This window comes from Microbacterium sp. FW305-3-2-15-F-LB2, from assembly GCF_058787255.1.
Genome location: NZ_JBYSZO010000001.1, coordinates 73307 through 97860 on the forward strand (window position 1 = coordinate 73307; position 24554 = coordinate 97860).

General features: G+C 62.8%; 24 protein-coding genes and 1 pseudogene. 11 read left to right on the forward strand and 14 right to left on the reverse strand.

Going from position 1 to position 24554, the window contains the following annotated elements:
• Nucleotides 1-6: 6 nt before the first annotated feature.
• The 7 genes from AC3WLZ_RS00380 to AC3WLZ_RS00410 form a co-directional block, all read right to left on the reverse strand.
• On the reverse strand, nt 7-237 hold the full coding sequence (locus AC3WLZ_RS00380; protein WP_492468591.1) for a hypothetical protein: 231 nt from the start codon (nt 235-237) through the stop codon (nt 7-9).
• An 11-nt stretch (nt 238-248) separates the two neighbouring features.
• Nucleotides 249-614 carry a hypothetical protein gene (locus AC3WLZ_RS00385; protein WP_492468592.1) on the reverse strand — a complete coding sequence of 122 codons (366 nt, stop codon included), beginning with the start codon at nt 612-614 and terminating at the stop codon, nt 249-251.
• 256 nt (nt 615-870) lie between these two features.
• On the reverse strand, nt 871-1158 hold the full coding sequence (locus AC3WLZ_RS00390; RefSeq protein ID WP_492468593.1) for a hypothetical protein: 288 nt from the start codon (nt 1156-1158) through the stop codon (nt 871-873).
• Between the two features lie 494 nt (nt 1159-1652).
• Entirely contained in the window at nt 1653-1943 is a 291-nt protein-coding gene (locus tag AC3WLZ_RS00395; RefSeq protein ID WP_492468594.1) for a hypothetical protein, read from the reverse strand.
• Nucleotides 1944-2345: 402 nt separating this feature from the next.
• Nucleotides 2346-2684, reverse strand: a complete 339-nt coding sequence (locus AC3WLZ_RS00400) for an Lsr2 dimerization domain-containing protein (RefSeq protein ID WP_492468595.1) — start codon at nt 2682-2684, stop codon at nt 2346-2348.
• A gap of 100 nt (nt 2685-2784) precedes the next feature.
• Entirely contained in the window at nt 2785-4836 is a 2052-nt protein-coding gene (locus AC3WLZ_RS00405; protein ID WP_492468596.1) for a hypothetical protein, read from the reverse strand.
• A gap of 74 nt (nt 4837-4910) precedes the next feature.
• Nucleotides 4911-5576: an endonuclease domain-containing protein gene (locus AC3WLZ_RS00410; RefSeq protein ID WP_492468597.1), complete on the reverse strand. Its 666-nt coding sequence runs from the start codon at nt 5574-5576 to the stop codon at nt 4911-4913.
• 984 nt (nt 5577-6560) lie between these two features.
• On the opposite strand from AC3WLZ_RS00410, the gene AC3WLZ_RS00415 reads away from it, so the two are divergent.
• From AC3WLZ_RS00415 to AC3WLZ_RS00430, 4 genes are read left to right on the forward strand one after another with little or no spacing between them, the layout of a single operon-like run.
• Nucleotides 6561-7775, forward strand: coding sequence for a hypothetical protein (locus AC3WLZ_RS00415; protein ID WP_492468598.1), 1215 nt, complete (start codon nt 6561-6563; stop codon nt 7773-7775).
• Nucleotides 7768-8037: a hypothetical protein gene (locus AC3WLZ_RS00420; protein WP_492468599.1), complete on the forward strand. Its 270-nt coding sequence runs from the start codon at nt 7768-7770 to the stop codon at nt 8035-8037. Before AC3WLZ_RS00415 ends, AC3WLZ_RS00420 begins: the two co-directional genes overlap by 8 nt.
• Nucleotides 8037-9677, forward strand: coding sequence for an FtsK/SpoIIIE domain-containing protein (locus AC3WLZ_RS00425; RefSeq protein WP_492468601.1), 1641 nt, complete (start codon nt 8037-8039; stop codon nt 9675-9677). The genes AC3WLZ_RS00420 and AC3WLZ_RS00425 overlap by 1 nt, the downstream gene beginning before the upstream one ends.
• 11 nt (nt 9678-9688) lie before the next feature.
• Nucleotides 9689-10153 carry a hypothetical protein gene (locus AC3WLZ_RS00430; protein ID WP_492468602.1) on the forward strand — a complete coding sequence of 155 codons (465 nt, stop codon included), beginning with the start codon at nt 9689-9691 and terminating at the stop codon, nt 10151-10153.
• Between the two features lie 108 nt (nt 10154-10261).
• Here AC3WLZ_RS00430 and AC3WLZ_RS00435 read toward each other — a convergent pair whose 3' ends face one another.
• The 5 genes and pseudogenes from AC3WLZ_RS00435 to AC3WLZ_RS00455 all read right to left on the reverse strand — a co-directional run bounded on the left by AC3WLZ_RS00435 (nt 10262) and on the right by AC3WLZ_RS00455 (nt 14040).
• On the reverse strand, nt 10262-10438 hold the full coding sequence (locus AC3WLZ_RS00435; RefSeq protein ID WP_492468603.1) for a hypothetical protein: 177 nt from the start codon (nt 10436-10438) through the stop codon (nt 10262-10264).
• 4 nt (nt 10439-10442) lie between these two features.
• Nucleotides 10443-10778, reverse strand: a complete 336-nt coding sequence (locus AC3WLZ_RS00440; RefSeq protein WP_492468604.1) for a hypothetical protein — start codon at nt 10776-10778, stop codon at nt 10443-10445.
• A 124-nt stretch (nt 10779-10902) separates the two neighbouring features.
• On the reverse strand, nt 10903-12576 hold the full coding sequence (locus AC3WLZ_RS00445; protein ID WP_492468605.1) for a recombinase family protein: 1674 nt from the start codon (nt 12574-12576) through the stop codon (nt 10903-10905).
• Nucleotides 12577-12636: 60 nt separating this feature from the next.
• Nucleotides 12637-12789 (reverse strand): annotated as a pseudogene (locus AC3WLZ_RS00450) (endonuclease NucS); the annotation flags it as partial.
• 9 nt (nt 12790-12798) lie between these two features.
• Nucleotides 12799-14040 (reverse strand): MFS transporter, encoded by a 1242-nt coding sequence (locus AC3WLZ_RS00455; RefSeq protein WP_492468606.1) that lies wholly within the window; start codon nt 14038-14040, stop codon nt 12799-12801.
• 78 nt (nt 14041-14118) lie between these two features.
• Here AC3WLZ_RS00455 and AC3WLZ_RS00460 point away from each other — a divergent pair, with 78 nt between their 5' ends.
• From AC3WLZ_RS00460 to mnhG, 7 genes are all read left to right on the forward strand, one after another.
• Entirely contained in the window at nt 14119-15168 is a 1050-nt protein-coding gene (locus AC3WLZ_RS00460) for a LacI family DNA-binding transcriptional regulator (protein ID WP_492468607.1), read from the forward strand.
• Between the two features lie 96 nt (nt 15169-15264).
• Nucleotides 15265-18198 carry a Na+/H+ antiporter subunit A gene (locus AC3WLZ_RS00465; protein ID WP_412923149.1) on the forward strand — a complete coding sequence of 978 codons (2934 nt, stop codon included), beginning with the start codon at nt 15265-15267 and terminating at the stop codon, nt 18196-18198.
• Nucleotides 18195-18836, forward strand: a complete 642-nt coding sequence (locus AC3WLZ_RS00470) for a Na(+)/H(+) antiporter subunit C (protein ID WP_492468608.1) — start codon at nt 18195-18197, stop codon at nt 18834-18836. The genes AC3WLZ_RS00465 and AC3WLZ_RS00470 overlap by 4 nt, the downstream gene beginning before the upstream one ends.
• Nucleotides 18833-20389 (forward strand): Na+/H+ antiporter subunit D, encoded by a 1557-nt coding sequence (locus AC3WLZ_RS00475; protein ID WP_492468609.1) that lies wholly within the window; start codon nt 18833-18835, stop codon nt 20387-20389. Before AC3WLZ_RS00470 ends, AC3WLZ_RS00475 begins: the two co-directional genes overlap by 4 nt.
• Nucleotides 20386-21000 (forward strand): Na+/H+ antiporter subunit E, encoded by a 615-nt coding sequence (locus AC3WLZ_RS00480; RefSeq protein ID WP_492468610.1) that lies wholly within the window; start codon nt 20386-20388, stop codon nt 20998-21000. The genes AC3WLZ_RS00475 and AC3WLZ_RS00480 overlap by 4 nt, the downstream gene beginning before the upstream one ends.
• Nucleotides 20997-21263, forward strand: coding sequence for an MrpF/PhaF family protein (locus AC3WLZ_RS00485; protein WP_412923153.1), 267 nt, complete (start codon nt 20997-20999; stop codon nt 21261-21263). Before AC3WLZ_RS00480 ends, AC3WLZ_RS00485 begins: the two co-directional genes overlap by 4 nt.
• Before the next feature lie 2 nt (nt 21264-21265).
• The gene (mnhG, locus tag AC3WLZ_RS00490; protein ID WP_412926084.1) at nt 21266-21640 is read left to right on the forward strand and encodes a monovalent cation/H(+) antiporter subunit G; all 375 of its coding nucleotides are present in this window, start codon (nt 21266-21268) and stop codon (nt 21638-21640) included.
• 172 nt (nt 21641-21812) lie between these two features.
• Here the strand turns inward: mnhG and AC3WLZ_RS00495 are convergent, their stop codons facing one another.
• A complete protein-coding gene (locus AC3WLZ_RS00495; RefSeq protein WP_492470928.1) occupies nt 21813-23777 on the reverse strand; it encodes an MDR family MFS transporter in 1965 nt (654 codons plus the stop codon).
• 208 nt (nt 23778-23985) lie between these two features.
• Nucleotides 23986-24528, reverse strand: coding sequence for an SRPBCC family protein (locus AC3WLZ_RS00500; RefSeq protein ID WP_492468611.1), 543 nt, complete (start codon nt 24526-24528; stop codon nt 23986-23988).
• Nucleotides 24529-24554: the final 26 nt, after the last annotated feature.

Genomic DNA, 24554 nt, shown 5'->3' on the forward strand with positions numbered 1-24554 from the left:
GTTGGTTCAGTAAGTAGATCGGTCGAATGCGGCTTCACAAGCTGATTCGGCTTCGTAGGCGAGTTGTTGGGCGGCGTCACGATCCCAGTCGGGGCTAATCTCTGCCGGGTAGTAAGTACCCATGTAGCTCTCTTCGGGCTTGTTGAACTGCTTCCAGTACCACTCAATAAAGAGGTCCTCGAAGTCAAGCTCGCTCATGAACCGTTCGATGATCTGTCGTTTGTTGTGCTCGTTCATTTCCTTTCTCCTTAGAATGCGGGGACGAGTGGGCGGGTGGGAATGCCGGTACGACCGAGCTTCGGTGCGCCGGGGTCAACGCGACGAGCCGGAACCTCAATCGGGTCGTTGGCGCACTCAAGACGGATAAAGAAGTCGTGAGCGATCTTCTTTGCCTTGGACTGAATACCGGGGATGTGGTCGTACTTGAAGGCGATGAGCTTGGTAAGGTGATCGATGAGTTCGACTGAGGTCATGCTGTCTTTGGTAGACCCTTCGGTGCTCACGGCGTACTGCGGAACCTTTGAGTAGTTTCCGTGGCGGTCGATTTGGGTCACGTACTTCTGAAGCGTGTATGCCGTGCCGCTGATGGTCACGGTCTTAGTGTTGATCTTCATGAGATTTGCTCCTTCTCTGTCGTTGTAGAGGGTTTCTAACAAGTCATTTCTCTAAGTGGTGCGAGAAACGGGTTGTTATACGGTTCTAATATCAACATTGAGCCGGTGCGGGAAACGCTCGTTTGTTGCACCCCTAGGAATCACGGCCGGACCGCGACTTCCTAGTCAGCTGCCTAGGTTCAACGAGAAAAGGCCCGTGTACTTCGGTACACGGGCCTTTCAGTGGCTAGTTCAGGACTCGATTTGGAAGGCTCCCTTAGAAGCGGCCTCCCTTGGTGTTGTTGACCTGACCGCTAATGGTGTTGCTCAGGCCCTTGTTGTCGGTGCAAGTGCTGTTGAGACTTGAACCGTTCGAGCTGTTTGCCGAAGCAATGCAGTTCGAGACGTTGGCGGCCTGACCAGCAATAGCGTTACCAATCCAGGTCACTACGAGGATTGCCACGACAGCGAACCCTGCAATGAGTAGTACCGTTTCAACGAGTGAACCGCGGTCGGCAGCATCTACGGAACCGAAGGCTCCCCTGATGTTTGAAATGAATGTCATGATTTTGTCTCCTTGGAGTCGATGCCCGGTGGTAGTGAGCCTCCTTGGCTCGGACAAACGAAATATCGCTAGGAGTCGATCTGGTCTCCCGAGGGTCAGACACGGGTCGTTGTACGGGCCGGTGCGGATAGGCGCTCAGACTCGAAGCAGTGACCGCTGGACGCAAAGAGAAAGCCCCCCGGGGAATACGGCCAAAGCTTCCCGGGGGGCGTCCTTCATTAACAGTGAGGAATATCGCCATACCGCTGAAGTGCTTCCAGTGGACGGACAAAACAATAGCCCCGACCGGGATTGAGATTGGTCGGGGCTATTGGAGATTGGTGATTTCAGAACGGTTCAAGGGGTTTGACTTCAGCATCGGCTAGAACCGCAAGGAACTCCTCTTCAATGTTTGGGAAGTCTGCGCGTAGCCTTCTGAGGACGTCTTCTCGGTATGTGTTCTCCATAGGGTCTCCTTGGTTGGAATCGGATCGGGATGGCGGAGGCGCAAGGTATCAAAGAAGCTCCCTCCACACATACGACGCAATCTCCGCTCGAAGCTCTCTGACGGGGCGAAGATCTAAAATCACGTAGTCCGTGCTTCTGTCAGATACCCGCAACGAGCCGCAGTGCGATCCGCGAGTTCCGAGGTCGCGCTTTCCTAGCTCGTCCACGCCGCTGCCATGTAGGTGAGTCTTCGTACAATAGGGACACCGGACGATCAAAAGGGCCGCGCCGTGAGGGTCGTCGGGGTTGGGACGCCGCTCGATCACGTAGGCAAGCCTGTAGTCGATGTACTTCTTCAAGATTGCTACTAATCGAGCATCCCCCAATCTGCTTTCAATTTTCATTGCGTCTCCTCTTCTAGGGTCTTACAGATGGCGCGGTCGATTGTTCCAATGCCGACTCCAAACATCTTTGCTAGTTTCGGGTAACTCAGACCTGAACGCTTTAGCTGGATAACTTCTCGTCGCTGCTCAGGTGTCAGTCGGGCAGGTCGTCCTACCGGTCTCTTGTTAGTAGACATAGTTCATCTCCTCGACCTCGAAGTCGGTATCCAAATCGTCTAGAAGATCGTCCTGGTTCTTCACTCGAGTCCAGATCGCGGGCCAGCACTTCGACTCAGGGCGGGCAAACGGTACACCGATCGCTCACGCCAACGAAAACGGCTCTCGCCGTGAAGCGAGAGCCGTTCGTAGGTGGATGGGCTAGTACTTGGTGCCGTTGGCTTCGTTGTAGGCGGCGACCACGGCCTTCGGGACAACGCCGCGGTCGGACTTCACGAGGTCACGGATCTTTGCCGGCTGCTCTTTGGCCCATGCGCGGATGTCCTTGTTGGGGATGGCCTCGCGCTTAAGGGCTGAAGCGGGGTTGTTGCCGCTGGCAGCCACCTTGATGAAGGGCTCCAGAGCGTCGTAGAACTTTTCACGGTTGTCCGCTCCGAGGTCCACGCTGTAGGTGTGCTTGCCTACTGAGAACGTGATGGTCTCCACGTCATCGGTCACGTCGTTGTCGAGGTCGTCAATCAGAACGGTGCGGGTAGCCATGAGCCGACTTTAACACTTTTCAAGTTACGAATGCGGTTCTGTCACAGCCAACTAAGAAGGGTCATGATCCGAAGACCATGACCCCTCTATGAATCAATCCTTACTCGGCCACCCCCCTGACGAAACGAATCACTAAGTTCCGCTGGTTCGAGTAGGCCGATGCACCGTCGGTCATGGTCTTGTCGAGGATGTTTTCGTCAACCGTGTTGGTTACCTTCGAGCCTGTCTCGTTCGGTGCGTAGAAGCCTGTCGGCGCGGACACGTTGTTTCCGAACCCGGCGTAGCAATCCACGTCAATCTTCTGATCGCGGTTGACGGTCGAGTAGGTGGTGCTGCGGTTGGCGTTCATACCCACCGAAGCAATCACACTCATCTTCGTGGTGGGCTGGTACTCCCACTTCACATTAAGCACCACCGGAGCGTTAGCCTCTGAGGCCCATGTGGCCGCCACATCGAAAGCTCGGTACGGTCCAGCCAGCTTCGTGGCGGTCGGACCGGAGAAGACCTGAGGACGTGCGGGGTCCGTGAAGTTGGTCTGCTCAGTAGGCTTCTGTGTTCCGGTGAAGAGTTGCTTGGAACCATCACCGTTTACGGCCCACATACTGAACTGCCCGCCACCCTTTACCGGATCAACCACCGTGCGAGGCGTGCTGCCGTTCCAGATGCTCACGGTAGTAGCAATCGGTGCGGTGCCGCTGTAGTCAAGGCCAGTGCCCTCGACCTTCGGGTAGGCGGTGTTCACGGTGATGCGGTTCTTATCGTTGTTGCGGAAGACTTCGAAATAGTTCGAGTTCGAGTCACCGAGAACAGCACCGCCGTTCGAGTAGCCATCGCCACGGTTGGAGTTGATGGAGGCATTCTTCTTAGCGCCGTTGGCGTTGGACGCACCGGAACCAGAAGGATCAGTGAGGCACTGAACGGAGCAATGCTTGTCGTAGAAGCCAACTTCGCCGGTTCGAGCAAGAGCCGCAGTTGCAACGGTGGGCACTCCGAAGATTTTCGCATCGGCACTCGTAGGGCGAGGGGCTACCGGATTCGTCTTCAAGAGGGTGGTTACCTCCTTGTCGGTGCGTGACTGAGAGATGATGTTGTAGTCGGTGCCGTAAGCAGCTAACGCGGCGTCCAACTCCTTAGGGTTGCAGTGCACTGAGACAAGTTGCCAAAAGGCTGTGGTCGGTTGAGTCCCCAGCTTCGGCACAACGTTGTGAGCGCGAGTGTCACTGACCTCACTCCAACCGGACCAGTTGTCGTAAGAACAGTTGTCAGGGTTGGCGAGCTGGGTTCCATTCGTGTTCGGTACGTAATCACAGGTGTACCGACGGGTGCGTGACTCGCTCCAGTTCTGTTCAAGAGCGACCTCTCCGTATTTAGTGGACTCCACGATGTCTAGAACTCCACCTTCAGCGAGACCGGCTTGGTTGGCTGCGTTCAAGTCCACGGTCCCGTGCGGTTCCGAGGCGTCGCGAGCAATCGCATCCTGAAGTTCCGCAAGCTTATGGAGGTAATCACCGCGACCGGACTTAGCAATCTCACGGACGAGTCGGCCGAAGTTGCTCTCTTTGGTGACCATCATCTGGTTCTGGAGATTGTTCACGCCGATGGGGTCCACCTTTTTGCCATCAGCGTCCTCCTCTAAGTTGGCGTTAGTGAGAGGCGCTTCAACGCTCGTGTTCCAAGCCAGGATGCCCTTGACGGTAGTTGCATCGGTGCGGGGACGAGTCTGAACCTCGTCCTTGGTGATTCGCTCAGTCGCGTTAATCACGCAGATGACGTAGACGCCGCGACCATTTTGAGAGGACGCAAACTGGTCGATGGGGTCGCCCTCCACAGGCGTACCTCCCCACGGGAAGGTGCCGCCGCCCGTAGACGGCTTGATGACAGCGCCAGAGTTTGAGGACAGGTAATAGATCCTCAAGAGGTTCGGACCCCTACAAAGGTCAAGCAGTCCTTGACCACCGGAAGACGACCTCACGTAGTTGTCCGCTGATCCATGGTTGGCGACCATGTATTTGGCACCCTCGAACTCTGCCCAAGTGTTGGCAACGCTCCATTTCTGGATGTCGCCCCAGCCGCCGCCGCCACCGCCGCCTGCAGTACCGCCACCACCGGAGCCGCCCTGGTAGGCGCTTGCTGCCGTGGGTGGTGTGCTCATGAGGAATACCGCAGCCAGCGCTAGCGCGGCTCCAACTCCTATGAGTGCCTTCTTGATCCTTCCTGTGTTCATAGTCATTCTCCTGAGTAGGTGACGGTGTTGCCGTCGTGGTTTATATCGTGGGTCGGCACAAGAGATAGCTCCTGAGCGAGGCGGTCAAGGGTGGGAGTCTTGCGTTCGAACTCGCCACGGCTCCACCAGGTCTGAGCGTTGGTCTTGAACAGTTCGAACTCTTGCTCAAGGCTTCGGTCAGTGGGTTCGTCGTAAGCCGCGAGGTATCGGATCGCTCCGAGGTAGTTGCTTCGAGTGAGACGGCTGTCGCAGTACATCCTCATGAGTCGCTGCTTGCTCTCGGCGGCGGTGCTGATGAGCCAATGGCACTTCTGGCAGACCCAACCGCGCACACAATCGCCGCACGATCCAGGCTTGTTGCAGCAGGCCACCGAGTGATCGAGGTTCACTCCCTGTTCGTGGAAGCAGACATGGCACCGACCCTCGTTTGTGCCGACAATCTCAAGCAGGTGATCGGGGCTGATGCTGAAGCGGTACGCCACGCCTTTGTGCTTCTCGCATAGACGAGAGTGACCGCGGGTGCGGGTCGAGCACATGGGTAGCTCACACGATCGGTCGCTGAATGGTTCTAGGGCTGCCTCGTAGTCGGTGACGTGTTCACCGCAGTAGAAGAGGTCATGCCGAGGCTGCTCGCAGTTCGGGAACAGGCAGATGTTCGGGTGGGTCATCGTTCACTCCTTGTGTGGGTACAGGAGGAATATCGACATCGACAGTCAGATGCGGCATCTGTCTCGCGGTGTCACATGGGCGCCCACCAGAGCGAGCCTCACGCCGCTTCGTGACACATCACGAGAGAACTACCGACCGTGCCTCGAGGTGCCACACAGCGAACCCCAGCGATCGTCACGCTTAGTGGGTGTCACACACGCGGACAGCTTCATGAAGTGGTCGTCGGTGTCACACGGTCACTCGGTAGACGAGAGCACCGGCACGCGAGCTTGCTTGGTGTCACATCATCGGGCACCTGACGCTTCTTGCTGAACGTGACGCACTACCGACACGCACCAGCCTCCAACCGAGGAGGGTCCAGCCCGACGAGCCGAAGCGGGACTGAAACGCTCATTCAGAAGGTGGACGGGGAAAGCTTCATTTCCCAGAAGTGCTCGAATACTGCTTACAGTGTGGAAAAAAATGACTTGTTACACAGAGCGGTCTAGAGCTCAGGAGGAGTTCTTACGGTGATGAACCGAAGTCGAAGTAAGCAACGAAATGCTGAAGAAGAAGACTGGCTGCTCGTCTATGAGAAGTGCTTGGGATAGTGGGCAGTCACTGAAGGAAGAGCTATTGGAGCGTAGAGCATCGAGAAGGGGAAGAAGGGTTATAGCGTTCCTAGCTAGCAGGGGGTTATGGCTTAGTGGAGGCTATAGAGGGGTTCAAGACGAGAGGTGATTAGATCCAGCTTTTAGAAGGCTTGCAGGTATTTCGTACAGGTTGGAGAAGAGGGGTCCAGGGGCCTCCCTTGGTCGTCGTTAGACGAAAGCAAGATTACCGCGCCCGAAGGTTCATTTTGGTCAGAATAGGTTGAAGCCGCTTCGTCCTATTGCCTCAACCTATTCAGCAAATCAGCCATACCCGGAAGCCAAGCTGAACCACTATCTGAAGCGAATAGGTTAAAGCGATATTACTTCTCGACCCACAATCGAGGAGGCAAAATGACCGACCTAATCAACCCAATGCTTGACGAAGATGACGACGATGACGACTACCCCGTCAAATCACCGACCGCATCACAGTCAGCGTTTCGCATTCAACGCCCAGGAGCCCCTGCCGCTGACAAGGCAGCAGCGCCGGTTGGCGAAAAGAAGGCCCCGCGCTTTGGTGAAAAAGGCTACCGCAAGGGCATTCCGAACCCTCACAAGGGAACCCCTCGACTGCGTGTGACTGAGGCGACCGTACCTCACCTCGTGGAGGTTGCGAAGTTCCCCGGATCGACCGTCGAGGCGGTCAGAGCCATCGCCCTGACTCAACCGACTAAGACTGGCTACGAAGGCGGGAAACTACGCACGGTCGGCGGCACTCTGAAGCAGCTTGAGAAGTTCGAAAAGCTCGGCCTAGTGGAGTCATACACTCCCGATGGGGACAACCCAGTGACCTACTGGGGTGCTACGGAGGCGGGCTGTGCGGTCGCTCAGAACTTCGGCTACCTGTCAGAACCGAACGAAGGGACTGCCAACGCCCTCGACGACTTGTCACTGGAGCGCCTGAATCACTACCGCTTCATTGGTCTAGTAGCCGCCCACTACGCCTCCCCGGAAACCGCGCTGAGGGATGAACTCAATGTTCCTCGGGTGTCTTTCAAGCAGTTAGTCAGCGAGCCGCAGCTAAGAGCCGACTTCGCAGAGACGGAATGGAGCCTCAAGGATGCGGCGAAAGAAGGTAAGCCCAGCCACTGGGGTCCGCAGCGAGAGGCGATGCTGAAGCAGGCGGTTGGCTTAGTCAACAGCGGAGTTCTTGAATGGAACGACCTGATTGAGGCATTCCCGCTCTTGCGGATCATCGGAACTCCCGGTGTCAAGGTAGGCGAGGGTCGCAAAGCAGCCAGCTACCACATACCCGATCTGGTCATCCACCTGGACGGCGACCGCACTGACCGTCGAGCTAAGAACATCGCCGGTGAGATCGAACTGTCTAAAAAGAGTTGGGACGGGTACGCCTCTCTCTTTCGTATGTGGGCCTATGAGGCTAAGCACCGCTACGTGTACGACCAGGTCGTCTACTGGACTGACCGAAACGACATCGCGAACCTCATCGTGAAGGTGGATAAGAAGGAAGGGACCGGTCTGATCGAGAGTGGCTTCCTCGCCATCAGCCCATTGAGACACCTCGACGGCGAAATCGTGAAGATTCGCAGAAGGACTCGTGATTGAGATGAACGAGCTACCGAACGACTCATGGTTCACCGAAGAACAGCTTGATGAACAGCGATCCCGAAACATTCACGCCCGCTTCCGACAGGAACTTCAGATCGACAACCCTCACTACGAACATCTCGGGTGGTGGAGGGAGGTCGGTCAAGAGCGCTACCGCGACTGGCAGAACGATACCCACCGCTGCAACTACTGCGACGACCTCTGCTTCATCACCGAACAACTCAACCGACTGTCCCCAACCCAGGAAGGAGAAAACTAATGGACACCACACTCGTAATCACCCTCGCCGTAATCGGTCTCATCGTCGTCATCGGCGGTGCGGTAGCGGTACGGCTGTACTTACCAAAGCTCATCGTGAAGAACGAGCTACGCAAGATGCTTGAGGAAGAGAGGCAGGAATATGCCATCAAGGCTGAACTGCTCGAAAGTTCGGAGGTTGTGGAGCTACTTGCCCCAGCAAACGAACATCAAGTGCCGATCGATCGAGACGGCGACAATCCAAGGAAACCTCGACAGCAAGCGGCCTGGCTGTCCCCGTACCCCGCCGCAGTGAAGGCCGCCAATAGCCGTCGTAAGGATGAGCCGAAGCGTGGCAAGAACCTCACCTTGACCCGCAAGCAGATTGCTGCCGCAGCGAGCAAGGTTTCCGTCGAAATCATGTCGGACGCTCTACAGCCCGCCAATGCTGGCCCCGAGCACTTCTTCATCACCTTCAGGCTGCAAGGAATGACGGAACAGAAGATCAGTGCCGTGCTGCCTCACGTGAAGTCTCAGCTTGGATTGCACTCGATCCTCCCAGCGAACGCCACCGATTACCGCTCCCTACGATTTGAGGCCCACACGGTTAAGCCAGTGGATCGCCTCACCAAAGAAAAACAAGGACTCAACTTCTTCGAGGCGCATCCCGCTACCGACCTTGCGTCGATTCCTCTCGCGGTGACATCCACCGGTGAGGTATGGGAATATCCGATGCACCACGGCATCATCCTTGGCGTCACCGGCTCCGGTAAGGGTTCGCCGCTCCAAGCATTGATTCGTCAGCTCGCTCCCGCTGTGAATGATGGACGCGCAAAGCTCTTTGGGATCGATCCGAAGAACATCGAACTCAAGGCGTACGGCAAATCGAGCTTGTTCGAGAGCCTGGTCCTAGGGCAGACCGAGGAGAGAGTCAGGGAGGCCATTGAACTGATTCAGGCCGTTTATGACCTCATGATGAAACGTGGTGAGGAGCTTGAAGTGGATCTTGAGAGTGGTGACCTTGCTCGGTCTCTCGACTTCACGACTGAGACGCCACTAGTTGTGTTTTTCATCGACGAGTTCCTTAGCCTCATCCTTGCCCTCTTGGATCTGGGAAAAGAAGGTAAGAGAGCAGTAACGCTACTGACCACTATCCTCGCTCAGGGACGTTCGCTTGGGTTCGCGGTTATTGTGGCGACTCAGGAGGCCGACAAGGAACTCTTCGGTCGTATGCGCGGAAACTTTGCTAACGCCATCGTGTTGCGTCAACCCTCAGATTGGTTCAACAAGCTCTTTCTGGGCGACGAATCTACGGCAAATGGCTTCGACTCCACCAAGATCGCTCCCGCGAACAAGGCAAATAAGTACGCCACCGCTGGTATTGGCTACGTGAAGGAAGAGACCGGCGACCCCGTGCGAGTTCGATTCGCTTACAGCAGCGACCGCGACGTAGCCGATTTGGTGCTCGCAAACCTTGCGGTCAGCGGCTCGCTCGCCACCAACGCCCCTGCCTCTGTTCTCACCGCGCTTGAACTTCCCACACCCGCCGAAGTGGCACCAAAAGCTTGGGTCCCAGAACAAGAGGACGACTGGGGCTTCACTGAGGTTACCGACGATGATTCAGACGACGACGGCTTCGAGCAAGCCTTACCGAAGCTATAAGGAGAAAGGAAATGATTGTTGCAAAGGGTTACTGCCCCAGATGTAAAAGTGAATGGTCACCGGAAGAAGCTGCCCGCTATGTAGAGGTGACCGGTGTAGTTACGTTGTTCGAAGCTACTCGGGGCGGCGGGGCGATCCGTTGCATGATCTGTCGCCGCCGTATCACCGCCGATGTGCTCTCAGGTCGATCCAGAAAGCCCGTGAAGCGAGAGGCCCAGATTCGGCTAGTGAACGATGAGGGGAAGCTACTCAACGTGTACTACGGAGCCACCCACGGAATCAAGAAGGAGCTGGCCGGCAAGAAGGGCAAGTTGCCAGAAGGGTTCAAGGGAAGCGGCACTGCCTTGGCTGAGAAGCTGGGCATGTCTAGTGAAGACCTAGCCGTCCACTTAGGTATGAGTATCGAGGAGCTAAGCACGGTTCGTCTCGACCTCGGAAAGAGCAAGCTTGAGAAGGCTGAACCCAACCCAACCTGAGTCAAATAGAGAAGCCCCCCGTCGAGAAGAAGCAAACAGATCGACGGGGGGCTTTAGCGTCCAAGGAGGACTACGCCAACGACAGCGCAAGAGTTATATCGGATTTGTTCAGTCGCTCACGTCATACAAGATGGGTACTCCTCCTGCCACGATCACTCGCTTCACTTCCTTGCCCTCGCGCTTAGACTCGGCGATGGTTTCGAGGAACGTCCCATGGTTTGCTGGCGAGACGAGCGCGCGCCAATCGTCGGATTGTTCCCACTGCTCGCGGTTCATGGTCGCCATGGTCTTACTCCTTCTCGGTGATGGATGACCAAAGGCCGTGACCGAAGTCCTTGGTCTCGGTCCACAGTTCGTTCAGCTTCTCGCCGGTTCGCTCACCGGTTCGGTAGGCGGGGGAAGTGGTAACGCCACCGTCTTCAGTGGTTTCCTCGGTGGGCGCTTCACCGGTTTCGTCGTGGTCACCACCCGACTGCTGCTCACCACCGAGTGGTTGCGGCTCGATGGTCACGTTGACCACAGGTGCGGGTGGTTCACGCAAGAAGGGCGTAGAAACCACGAAGATTCCGAACATTGCCAGGACCGACAGTGAACCAATGGTCACGAGCCGCTTGCGAGTGGTCATGGACTGGAACCATAACTGGCTCTTGTGGGCCTTACGACTACCGGGTTCGAGACCACGGGCAGTCATGTACTTGCGCCGATGCTAATCACCTGCGAACCGGTTCAGTCTGCGGTGGTCAGGGTTCTCAGGAAGGAGAACCGAACTTCAAGTTGCCCTGCGCCTTCCAGAACTCGTACTCATCTTCAAGCCACTTCTCATAGGCTTCTCGGTCTGAACGCGGCGGTGGCGTTGGTCGTCCATCTTCCTTCGCGTGCTCTCGGGTAGCAAAGGCCATCAACGGCTCTCGATAGGCTTCCTCCGCGGAACGGCCATTGAAGATGGGGTGTGGCTCTTTCCAACCGAGCTTCACTCTCTTCACTAGGGCTGCATGGCCTCGCTTCCCTTGCTCACCTGGACTAATCACGATGCCATCCAGTTCATCCCTTAGGGCTGCGCGGCGGCGTTCGATCGGCTGTTCAGACCATTTCAAGTAGAACTGAATGGCCTCGTTCACGTTCTTGAATATGCGTTCTCTAGGCTTGTGCATCGCATAATAGGCTTTTCGCTCAACGGCTAGTTCCTGCTGCTCGATGCGAAACTTAGCGATCTGTGAGTAGTACAACGCTCCCGGAAGCATGTTCTCTGCGTAGGCGTCCGTCATCTCTTGCATCTTGGTCGCGATGACTGCCAATCGTTGCTCGCCCGGCCACGGAGCAACCGTTTTATCGCTCTCTACGGCACCAAAGTAGTTGCGCTCCATGATGTACCGGAAGACAACATCCTGAACGTACTCCTCAAGCGCAGGGGCAGTGATCCCGAGGTGAGCCTTTCGTCCGTCAGTGCAGATGTAGAACGGATTGGCCCTTCCCGATCCGGCGTTGCTGTATAGATTTCGTCGACAACGACCACAGATGAGCAGTCCCGAGAGGACCCCCTTCGTTGCCCTGAGGTGAGGCTTGGTGTAGTTCGTCTCGATCTGCGCTAGGGCGGCTTCACGGTCTTCGATGCTGTAGATCGGTTCCCAGACAACTGGGATTGGCTTCTCGTCTACGCCCTTCATGACCTCGCCTTTGTAGGTCCGAACGCCAACGTTCTTCCACTTGAAGACCACATCCTTGACGTCGGAGTGGTTCCACTGAGTACGCTGCTCCGTCTCGCCCTTCTCCAGACCCTTCCTCCAAGCCGGAGTACCTTTCACGCCGCGCTGCTCCCACAGCCTTCCTATCTCTCTAAGTGCAGCGCCTCCCTTAATGAGTTCAACAGCTTCCCGAATGAGGGCCGCTTCATCTGGCCGGTGGGTAACTCCATCGTCTTCAAAGCCGAATGCGCGCCAAGGAGAGTGACCCACCTTGCCTTCAGAGGCTCTCTGCTGGTTCTTGGCTCGGGTGCGCTCACTGATCCGATGGGATTCGGCCGCGTCGATGACGGACTTCAGGCGAGCGGTCATGAGACCATCCGCCGTGGTGAGGTCATCGTTCCCGCTCACGCTAGTAATCACCCGAACACCAAAGGGCGGGTTCGCCAGAACTACGAGGTCCTGTAGTTCTGTGGGGCGGCGCGTCAGGCGAGAGGCGGAGTAGGCAAGGATGAACCGAAACTCCCCAGCCTTAGCCGCGGCGAGCATCTGTATGTAGCCTTCTCGGATCTTGTTAGATGGCGTGAACTCTGAAGCGCCGATGTCATCGTCCGTGAAGGTCGCAACTACCTCAAGTTGTTGCGATGCCGCGAGGTTCCGAAGAAGCCTCTCTTGCTCAGCGACACTCATTCCCTCTTTGCCGTGGTCGTCACTGACCCGTGTGTAAATCGCCGCCGTTGTCATACAGCAACCCCCGCCCCGCCGCGTTTATCGCGCCGTCAGGCCAAACATACAATAACGCTCACTCATCCAGTTCAGCGGCTTGTACGACCCGCCGTCCGAGTGCACGAGCAGCGACCCATCGCCCTTGTGCACGAGCAGACGCGTGGCCAGGGGGAGATGGGCGGTGAGTCGACCGGTGTAGTCGACGGAGCAGCGGGCGATGACGAGACGCACCCGATGAGCCTAATCGCGGCGGACGGCCTTCTCGCGCTCGTCCGTCGCGACCGGGAGAGGCTTGGCCGCCCCGGAGAAGAGCCCGGATGCCACGATCAACCCGACCACGATGAACAGCGTGTTGAGCAGCCCGATGTGATCGCCGATCCAGCCGAGGATCGGGGGACCGCAGAGGAACGCGACGTATCCGATCGTGGCCGCGGCGGCGACCCGGGAGGCGGCCTTGGCGGGATCGTCGGCGGCGGCGGACATGCCGATCGGGAAGCCGAGCGAGGCGCCGAGACCCCACAGGGCGGCGCCGATGTACACGAGCGGCCCGAACGGCGCGACGATGAAGAGCAGCAGGCCCGCGGCGGCGGTGACCGCGAGGATCCGCAGCACCCACACACGCCCGAACCGGTCGACCACGGGACCGCCGAGCAGCCGCCCGGCCGTCATCGCGACGGAGAACACCGCCAGCACGGCGGGGCCGGCCTCCTCGGCGGCGCCGTGGCCGAAGACGACGGCGGACGGCAGCCAGTCGTTCGCGCTGCCCTCCGCGAAGGCCATCCCGAGCATGATCACGCCGAGCGTGTACGTGCGCGGCTCGCGCCAGGCGGCGAGCGAGGCTCGGAGACGCTCGCGCCAGTGTGCGCGCTCCTCCGCAGGAGACGCGTCCATCGCGATCTCGCGGGGCGGCACGTTCGCGACGGCGACGAACACCACGACGGCGATCACGATCGCCATCGCGACGGAGTGCGCGACCACAGGCAGGCCCCCGCGCACCGCGAGGAAGCCGATCCCGGCGCCGATCACCGTGCCGAAGCTGAAGAACGCGTGCAGCAGCGGCATGACCGTGCGCCCCGTCGCCTTCTCGAGTGCGGCGCCCTCGACGTTCATCATCACGTCGACCGCGCCGTTACCGAATCCGAACAGCGCGAGGCCGACGAGCGCGACACCGAACAGCTGCAGGGTGTCCGCCCCGAGGCCGATGATCGCGAGGCCCACGGCGACGGTGACGAGCGACGCGAGCATGCCGCGGCGGGCGCCGAGCCGAGACATGATGGCGGGCGCGATGGTGAGCCCGATGATGGATGCCACGCCCATGCCGAGCAGCAGCAGTCCGACGCCGGAGTTCTCGATGCCGAGCGCCTCGCGGATGGCCGGGACCCGGGAGGCCCAGGTCGAGATGCTCAGGCCGCTCGCGAGGAAGATCGCGCAGATCGCGATGTACCAGCGCACGAGACGCGAACGGGTGAGCGTGGAGTCCATGCAGCAACAGTAACGAGGAACCCGCCGCCGAATCGAATCGATTCGAGACCCGGGGTGCGGCCGAGGTACGATCGGGCGGTGAGCACGCGCCGCGCGACCATCAGCGACGTCGCCCGGGAGGCGGGCGTCTCCCCGTCGACGGCATCCGTCGTGTTCAGTGGCAATACCCCGACGTCGGAGGCGACGCGGGCCCGCGTCCTCGCCGCCGCCGAGAAGCTCGGCTATACCGGTCCCGACCCCCGAGCCGCGTCCCTGCGCCGCGGTCGCTCCGGCATCGTCGGCGTGGTCTTCGACCAGCATCTCGGCACCGCCTTCCTCGACCCCGTGACGACGCACATGATGGACGGGCTCGCCGACGGCGTGTCCCGGCTCGGTGCCGCGCTCCTCCTCCTGCGCGACGACGGGGTGACCGTCAGCGAGCCGTCGCTGCACACCGCCCCGATCGACGCCGCCGTGCTCATCGGTTGCAGTCCCCGCATGGCCGACTCGCTCGAGATCGTGCGAGGGCGCGGCATCCCGGTCGTCGTCATCGAAGGAGACGCCGGTGCGGGAATCCCCCGCGTGCTGCTCGACAACGTCGAAGCGCAACGCCAAGCGGCCCAGCACCTCGCGGACCTCGGGCACACCGACGTCGTCATCGTCACGCTTCCGACCGACGTCGAGCGACGCCGGGGCTGGATCCCCGACGACGCGGTGGTGCGCGTCGACATCACCGCGGACCGACTAGCGGGTGTGCGCCAGGTGTTCCCCGACGCGCCCGCGCTCGCCGCCGCCACCAGCTCGATCGACGAGGGCGCGATCGCGGGCCGCGCGATCTTCGCCGATCCCTCCCGCCGGCCCACGGCCGTGATCGCGCAGAGCGACCTGCTGGCGGCCGGGGTGATCCGCGCGGCCGAGGAGGCGGGGCTCCAGGTACCGCGCGACGTGAGCGTGACGGGCTTCGACGGTGTGGTCGTGGACGGGCTCGCGCCTCACGTGCTGACGACCCTCGTGCAACCGGCGACGGCGAAGGGGAGAGCGGCGGGCGAGGCCGTTGCGGCGATGCTCGAGGGCTCGACGCCCGCCGGTCTCGACCTCACCTGCACGTTCCGCGCGGGCACGACGACCGCACCGCCGCGGTCGACCTGAAGCCCGCCGGGGCGGTGAGACGAATGCTCCGGGTAGAATAGATCCGACACCCCGAGAGCCCGGGCACCCGCCCGTCGACCCCGAGGAGGCCCACTCGTGCTGGCATTCCTCGGCGCCTTCGCCCTCGTCCCCATCCTCCTGCCGTTCCTGGTCGCGAAGATCGGCGCCCGCGCCTTCTATGTCGCGGCCGTCCTGCCGGCTCTCGCCTTCGCGCATGCGATCGTGCTCGCGCCCTCCGTTCTCGCGGGCGCCATTCCGTTCGAGGAATACAGCTGGATCCCCGGTCTCGGTGTGACGCTTTCGATGCGCATGGACGTCCTCGGATGGCTGCTGACCCTCGTCGTCACGGGCGTCGGAGCACTCGTCATGCTCTACTGCCGTTGGTACTTCCGCGACAAGACGACGGGCGTCGGGCAGTTCTCCGCCGTGCTGCTCGCGTTCGCGGGAGCGATGTACGGCCTCGTCCTCACTGACGACATCGTCGTGCTGATCATGCTGTGGGAGGTCACGAGCGTCCTGTCGTACCTGCTCATCGGGTACTACCACGGTCGCGCCGCCAGCCGACGCGCCGCGTTGCAGGCGCTCCTGGTGACCACGCTCGGCGGACTGGTCATGCTGATCGGCGTCGTGCTGATGGTCGTGCAGGCCGGCACCACGAGCCTGTCCGCGATCCTCGCCGACCCGCCCGTCGGGACGGTGACCGACATCGCCGTGCTCCTGCTGCTCGTCGGGGCGCTGAGCAAGTCCGCGATCTTCCCGTTCCACTTCTGGCTCCCCGGCGCCATGGCGGCTCCGACCCCGGTCAGCGCCTACTTGCACGCCGCGGCGATGGTGAAGGCGGGCATCTACCTCATCGCGCGGCTCGCCCCCGGGTTCGCCGAGACACCGTTCTGGCGCCCCACGCTCATCGCGCTGGGTGTCTTCACGATGCTGCTGGGCGGGTTCCAGGCGCTGCGCGAACGCGACCTCAAGCGCATCCTCGCCTTCGGCACGGTGAGCCAGCTCGGCTTCCTCACCGTCATGCTCGGATACGGAACACGGGATGCCGCCCTCGCGGGCATCGCGCTCGTCCTGAGCCATGCGCTGTTCAAGTCGTGCCTGTTCCTCGTCGTCGGCGTCATCGACCGCCAGCTGTCCACGCGTGACATCGGCGAGCTCTCGGGCCTCGGCCGCCAGGCGCCGGTCATGGCGACGGCGTCGTTCATCGCGATCTTCTCCATGGCCGGGGTCATCCCGACCCTGGGCTTCGTGGCGAAGGAGACCGCGCTGACGGCGCTGTGGCACGAAGCCACCGCGGGCGCGGCGTGGGGCATCGTCGCGCTGATCGGCGTGGTCGCGGGTTCGGCGTTGACGGCGGCCTACGGCATCCGGTTCCTCTGGGGTGCGTTCTGGACCAAGCGCTCCGTCGAACGCACGGAGTGGCCCGACCCGCCGATCGGATTCCTCGCCTCGCCCGTGCTGCTTTCCGCGGCCACACTGACGCTCGGATTCCTCGCGCCCCTCGTCGATGGCTGGCTCGCGCCGTACGCCGACACCGTCCCCGAGGCCACGGCGGGCGTTCCCGCCCCCGAGCACGTGTACCACCTCGCGCTGTGGCACGGTCTCGAGCCGGCGCTGTTCCTTTCGCTCGGCACCCTCGCCCTCGGCGCCGGCGTCTTCTGGCTGGTGCGCCGCACGCAGCTGCACCGCCGCGGGCGCGTTCTCCCCTTCACCGCGAACGATGCCTACAACGGTGCCCTGCGTGCCATCGACCGGACGTCCGAGTGGACGACGGCGCGGTTCCAGCGCGGATCGCTGCCCTTCTACGTCGGCACGATCTTCGTCGTCCTGGTCGTGGCCGAGGGTACGGCGCTCCTCGCTTCGGACGAATGGCGCGCGCAGCTCGACGCGTGGCAGTCGCCCGCCCAGCTCATCGCCGCCCCGGTGATGATCGCCGCCGGAATCCTCGCTGTGCGGGCACCCAAACGGTTCACCGGCGTCGCGCTCGTGTCGGTCACGGGGCTCGGCATGGTCGTGCTCTTCGCCACGAGCGGCGCGCCCGACCTGGCGCTCACGCAGGTGCTGATCGAGACGATCACCCTCGTGGTGTTCGCGCTGGTCCTGCGGCGCCTCCCCGCCCGCATGGGCGAGCACAACGCCTCCGTCGCGCCGCTCGCGCGTGCGGCGCTCGGCGTCGGCGTCGGGCTCACGATGGCGCTCGTCGCCGTCGTCGCCACCGGCGCGCGGCAGGATCAGCCCATCTCCCTCGAGTGGCCGCCGCTGGCGTACGAGATCGGCCACGGCCGCAACGTCGTCAACGTCGCGCTCGTCGACCTCCGCGGCTGGGACACCATGGGCGAGCTGTCGGTGCTCATCCTCGCGGCCACGGGCGTGGCATCCCTCGTCTTCATCACCGACCGCAGCGACAACCTGTCACGCCGCCGCTCAGGAACCGGGCGCAGCCGCGTCGGCATCGGTCGCCGACGTCCGCTCATCGAGACCGACAGCGGTGTCCGCGCGCAGCGGGCGGGCGAAGCCGATGCGCCGCGGGCATGGCTCATCTCCGGATCGAAGGTGCAGCCCGAGAACCGGTCGATCCTGATGGAGATCATCATCCGGGTGCTCTTCCACGCGATCATGATCATCTCGCTCTACCTGCTCTTTGCGGGGCACAACCTGCCCGGCGGGGGTTTCGCCGGCGGTCTCGTCGCGGGCATGGGTCTCGTGATGCGTTACATCGCGGGCGGACGTTGGGAGCTCGGTGCCGCCGCCCCCACCGACGCCGGTCGCCTGCTCGGCGCGGGCATGTCGATCGCCGTGCTGTGCGCGATCGTGCCGCTGTTCTTCGGCTTCGCGCCACTGCAGAGCTTCACGTTCGAGGGCGAGCTGCCGCTCATCGGCCACTGGGAGTTCGTCACCAGCACGATCTTCGACGTCGGCGTCTACCTCGTCGTGATCGGTCTCGTGCTCGACGTCCTCCGCAGCCTCGGCGCCGAGGTCGACCGGCAGTCGAAGGATGCCGTCGACACCGAGGCGGTGACGGTCCCGTGAGCGTCTCGTTCGTCCTCATCGTCGTGATGGCGGTGCTCTTCGCCTGCGGCGTCTACGCCATGCTCGAGCGCAGCCTCACGCGCGTCCTGATCGGGTTCCTGCTGCTGGGCAACGCGGCCAACCTGCTGCTCCTCATCGTCATGGGTCAGCCGCGGATCGCCCCGTTCTACGACGGGGGTGAGACGGAGGCCGCGGACATGTCCGACGCGCTGCCGCAAGCCCTCGCGCTCACGGCGATCGTGATCACGTTCGGCATCTCGGCATTCCTGCTGGCCCTCATCTACCGCTCGTGGCAGCTGGGTCAGGCCGACACGGTCGTCGACGACGCTGAAGACCTCGCGATCCGCTCGCGTACCGCGGCAGAGCCCGAGGATGCCATGGATGAGGAGTCCCGCTCGGACGACACCGACGTCACCACCGACTTCGTCGGCGACGCGGTGTCGCCGATCCGGGTTCTGCACGCGGGCGACCTCTCGCAGCTCATCGACGACGCCCCGGTCGATCGGGTGGCCGTGCGGCGGAACCGTCCTCAGGGAGACACGCGGCACCCCGAGGGATCCGACGACGCGGACGGCTCCGAGAGCTCCACGACGCCCTCCGGCGACACCCGCGACCCGGAAGACGGTGATCGCTCGTGAGCGCCCTGGTTCCCCTGCTCGTCGGCATCCCGCTCTTCGGGGCCGCGATCAACCTCGTCTTCGGACGCCGCAGGAAGACGCAGGTCGTGGTGTCGGTCGTGTCGCTGACGACCGTCACGGTGCTCGCCGCCGTCCTGCTCGTGGTCGTCGACACCACCGGGCCGATGGCCGTCGCGATCGCGGGGTGGGACATCCCCCTCGGCATTGTGCTGTACGTCGACGTGCTCGCCGCGCTGCTGGTGATGGTCACGAGCGTGGTGCTCTTGGCCGTCCTGCTGTTCTCGATCGGCCAGGGCGCGGCCGACAACGACCAGGACACACCGGTCTCGATCTTCTACCCGGCCTATCTGATCCTGGGCGCGGGCATCTTCAACGCGTTCATCGCGGGAGACCTGTTCAACCTCTACGTGGGCTTCGAAATCCTGCTCGTCGCCTCTTACGTCCTCATCACGCTGGGCAGCACCGAGTCCCGCATTCGCACCGGCGTCGTCTACATCGTCGTGTCGCTGGTCTCGTCGATCCTGTTCCTCGCGGCGATCGCGATGGTCTACGGCGCCCTCGGCACCGTCAACATGGTGCAGATCAGCGAGCGGATGGCCCTGCTCCCGCAGGACACGCAGACGATCCTCCACCTGTTGCTGCTGCTGGCGTTCGCGATCAAGGCGGCGGTGTTCCCGCTGTCGTTCTGGCTGCCCGACTCGTACCCCACGGCCCCGGCCCCGGTTACGGCGGTGTTCGCGGGGCTCCTGACCAAGGTCGGCGTCTATGCGATCATCCGCACTGAGACGCAATTGTTCGTCGACAACGATCTGAACTTCCTGCTCATGATGGTCGCCTTGGCGACGATGATCGTCGGGATCCTCGGCGCGGTCGCACAAGCTGAGCTCAAGCGCATCCTGTCGTTCACGCTCGTCAGCCACGTCGGGTACATGGTCTTCGGGCTCGCGATCAACACCCCGCTCGCCGTGGGGGCGACGATCTACTACATCGTCCACCACATCATCGTGCAGACCACCCTCTTCCTCGCGGTGGGCCTCATCGAGCGGCGCGCGGGGAGTACGTCGATCCTGAAGGTCAAAGGGCTCATGCGAGCGGCGCCGGTGCTGGCGGTGCTCTACTTCATCCCGGCGATCAACCTGGGTGGCCTTCCGCCGTTCTCGGGCTTCATCGGCAAGTACGCGCTGTTCGACGCGGCGGCTCAGGTGGGCACGCCCGTGATGATGGTGCTGATCGTCGGCGGCATCGTGACGTCGATCCTGACGCTCTACGCCCTCATGCGCGCGTGGAACCTGTCGTTCTGGCGGGAACAGAACGACTCGACCGAGACCCTCGAGCGCATCGCCTACCTCGGCAACGCCCCGGCTGCCGCGATCTCCACCGAGCGGCGGACGATTCCGCGCATCATGATCGCCGCGACCGCCGGGATGGTGGCGGTGACGGTCTCCCTGACGGTCTTCGCCGGCCCCCTGCTCGACGTCTGCTTGCGCGCGGGCGAGCGGATCACCGAGGGCATCACCCTCGTGCAGCTCCAAGACGAGGGGGCCGAAGAGTGAGTCCCACCCGTCGTTCTCAGGTCGGCTTCTTCCTGCACCAGCTGCCCTTCTTCATCGTCCTCGTGGCGCTGTGGATGCTGCTGTGGGGGCAGTTCACGTGGCTCGCCTTCATCACCGGACTCGCCGCCGCCGTCTTCGTCACCCGGGTGTTCCGCCTCTCCCCGGTCGACCTGTCCGGGCGGCTGAACCTCTGGTACGGCCTCGTGTTCGTCGTGACGTTCTTCGCGGCGGTGGTGCGGGGTTCGCTCGTCGTCGCGTGGCAGGTGCTCGACTTCCGTCGGGCTCCCGGAGCGGCCATCATCGCGGTCCCGCTCCGCGTGGACGACGACGTGATCATGGCGCACACCGCGGTCACGGCATCCCTCATCCCCGGCTCGCTCATCGTCGACGTCGACCGCGAAGGACGCACGCTGTTCCTCCACACCATCGGCATCCGCAGCGACGAGGATGCCGAACATCAGCGCCGCGTCGTGCTGGGCTGGGAGGCCCGCATCACACGTGCCGTCGGCTCACGCGAGCAGCTGGCCGATCTGCGCCGCCAGATCGCGGATGCCGATGACCACGCCCACCTCGGGGCCGAGACGCCCCGCGACGGACGGACTCCGCTATGACCGCTGTCATCGTCGTCATCCTGGTCGTCTTCGCCGTCGCCGCGGTGCTGGCACTGATCCGGCTCGTGATCGGGCCGTCGATCCTCGACCGCGCGGTGGCCGCCGACGTGCTGCTGACCGAGGTCATCTGCATCCTCGGCGCCGACATGGTCATCAATCACCACACCCGATCGATGCCGGCGATGCTCGTCATCGCCGCGGTCGGCGTGTTCGGCTCCATCGCGGTGGCGCGATTCGTGGCGCGGAAGGAGAACCCCCGGTGACTCTGGAGTCCATCCTCGACATCGTCGCGCTGGTCCTGGTGCTGATCGGTGCGGTGCTGTGTCTCACGGCGACCATCGGCTTGGTTCGTTGGCCCGACGTCCCCTCTCGCCTGCACGCCGCGACGAAGCCGCAGGTGCTGGGCGTGCTTCTCATCGTCATCGCCGTCGTGCTGTCGGCGCGCACGTGGGAGGCGTTGGCCTTCGGCATCCCGATCATCCTCATCCAGTTCGCTACCGCACCGCTCGCCGCGCACATGGTCGGGCGCGCCGCGTACCGCAACCGCACGATGGACGAGGCGGGCCTGTACGTCGACGACCTGCAGCACCGCACCGAGGAGGGCGGCTCGATCGCGACGCCGTCCCGTCCCGAGAGCTGACGCTCGGGCCGCCGATCCCGGCGGCCCCTGCGATAAACGCTTCCTGCACTGAGAAACGCGCGCAGACCGCGTGCTTCAGTGCAGGAAGCGTTTATGGGCGAACATCACCCGGGCTGGATGCCTCAGCGCTGGGGCGCGGCGACACCGGGCCGCCGCGCCCCGGCCGGATGCCTCAGCCCAGGGCCGCCATGGCCTCCGCCTTGCGCTCGGCGTCGGCCGACTCCTGCAGCGCCGACTTGGCGCGGAGCGGCGGGGTGCGGAAGAACAGCGTCAGGACGAAGGCGATGAGGGCCACGCCCATCGCGACCCAGTACACGCTGACCGTCGACTGGTTGAACGACACGAGCAGCGGCTTCGTCAGGCGCGGGTCGGCGCCGTTGAGGAACGACGTGTCGTCCATCGTGCTGTTGTCGAACGACGAGTCCGAGGATCCCGACATGCCGTCGATGATCTGCGGAACCGCCTGGTCGACGAAGGACTGGCGGGCCGTGGCATCCGAGAAGTCCAGCGTCACGGTGCCGTCGGTGGCGACCTTCGCGACGGGCAGCTGCTGCTGGATCGCGGCGGTCGCCTGCTGGATCGCCTGCTCCTGGGCGGCGGCGGTGGCCTGCGTCTGCGCGGCGGCGGGGATCGCGCCGGCCGCGACCTGCTGCGCAACCGCGTCCGCCGCGGCGGTCTTGGCCTGCTCGATGCCCTGCTGTGCGCCGCTCAGAGCACCGTCGGTGAGCTGCTCGACGAACGGGTCGTAGACCTTGGACATGATGCCCGCGTTGGCCGGGGCGCTGGCGACGGTCGGGTCGAGGGCGGCGTCCAGCGCATCGGTGAGCGTGGCCTGGTCGCGGAAGTTCGTCTGCAGGTTCAGCGGGACGAGCGTGAACAGCAGCGACAGCAGGACGGCGGTGCCGAGCGTTCCACCGATCTGGCGGAAGAACGTGGAGCCCGAGGTGGCCACGCCGATGTCGCGCGGACCGACGGAGTTCTGCGAGGCGATCGTGAGCGTCTGCATGAGCTGACCGAGACCGAGGCCGATCAGGAGCATCGCGCCGGCGATGATCCAGTACGACGTGTCGTACCGGATGAAGGTCAGCGTGAAGAAGCCGAGCGCCATGAAGGCCGTGCCGATGGTCGGGAAGATGCGGTAGTGCCCGGTGCGCGAGATGATCTGGCCGCTCACGATCGACGAGATCATGAGGCCCAGGATCATGGGCAGCAGCTGGAATCCGCTCTCGGTCGGGCTGGAGCCGAGCACGAGCTGCAGGTACAGCGGGAGCGTCAGCATGGCACCGAACATCGCGAAACCGACGAAGACGCCGATGATCGTCGCCATCGAGAACGTCGAGGAGCGGAAGAGCTTCAGCGGGATGAGCGCGTCGTCCTTCATGCTGCGCTCGATGAGGATGAAGGCCAGGATGCCGAGGGCGCCGATGATGTAGCAGGCGATCGAGATCGGCGAGGTCCAGCCCCACTCACGGCCCTGCTCGGCGACGAGAAGGAGCGGCACGAGGGCGATGATGACCGTCGTCGCGCCGAACCAGTCGATGCGGACGGAGCCGTGCGGGTGGCGCGGAATGTGGAGGAACCGCAACACGATCGCGAGGGCGACGAGGCCGATCGGGACGTTGATGAGGAACACCCAACGCCAGCCGGCGAGGAAGAGGATCTCGGGCGCGCCGGCGAACAGGCCGCCGACGAGCGGGCCGACGACCGACGAGATGCCGAAGACCGCGAGGAAGTAGCCCTGGTACTTGGCGCGCTCGCGGGGCGCGAGGATGTCGCCCATGATGGCGAGCGGCATCGACATCAGGCCACCGGCGCCGAGGCCCTGGATGGCGCGGAACGCCGAGAGCTCGATCATCGAGGTCGAGAAGCTCGCGGCGATCGACCCGACGATGAAGATCGCGATCGCGATGATGAACAGGGGGCGACGCCCGAAGATGTCGGAGAGCTTGCCGTAGATCGGCGTCGCGATGGTCGACACGATCAGGTAGGCGGTGGTCACCCACGCCTGCTGGCTGAGGCCGTTGAGGTCGTCACCGATCGTGCGGATCGCGGTTCCGACGACGGTCTGGTCGAGCGCGGACAGGAACATCCCCGCCATGAGCCCGAAGATGACGAACAGGATCTGTCGGTGGTTCATCACCGGGGTGCTTCGGGTGGTCGGGGTCGACACGGCAGCAGTGGTCACGGGTTCCTCGAGAAAGAGAGGGTCGAACGGGAGGGAATGCCGGGCGAAGGGGCGTGCACGGCTGGGCGGTCCGAAGCGGGTACCTCCGCGACCGAAAAGAAGTTGTGTTTTGTCAACTATACGACGCCGGAGCACTCGCGAGCGCACGTTCTCCGGACGTTCAGATGTCGGCTTCGGCCGCGTCGCTCTCGGCCTGGGGCGACGCCGCGCCCTCGGCGGGGTCGGGTGTCTCGGGCCGCGCCTCGAGCTCGCCCCGCTCGCGTTCCTCGCGTCGGCCCTCGGCGAGGAACGCCAGCCGGGTGAGGCACTCGTGGTTCCGCAGCGCCAGCAGAGGTCGCCACAGGATGCCGGGAAGCACCGCCGGGAGCCCGGACACCGGCTCCTCCGCGATCGTGACCGCGATCCCGTCGCCGTGCGGTCGGACGTCGAATCGGATGACGCCCCGACCGAGCGGGCCCGCCTTGGGGCGCAGTCGCACGCGGCGCGGCGGGCCCCACTCGATCATCTCGGTGGTGTCGTGGACCATCACGGGCCATACGCCGAGCGAGTGGTGGATGCGGGTGCCTTCTTGCGGCCACTCGGCGTCGACGTCGCGCATGCGGGCAGCCCCGACGACCCACACCGGGTACAGCCAGCCGTCGGCGAGCACCGCGAAGAGGTCGTCGGGCGTGCAGCGCATCAGGCGGGTGTTGCGGGCGGCCATGGCATCCCCTCGTCAACGGAGTTCCC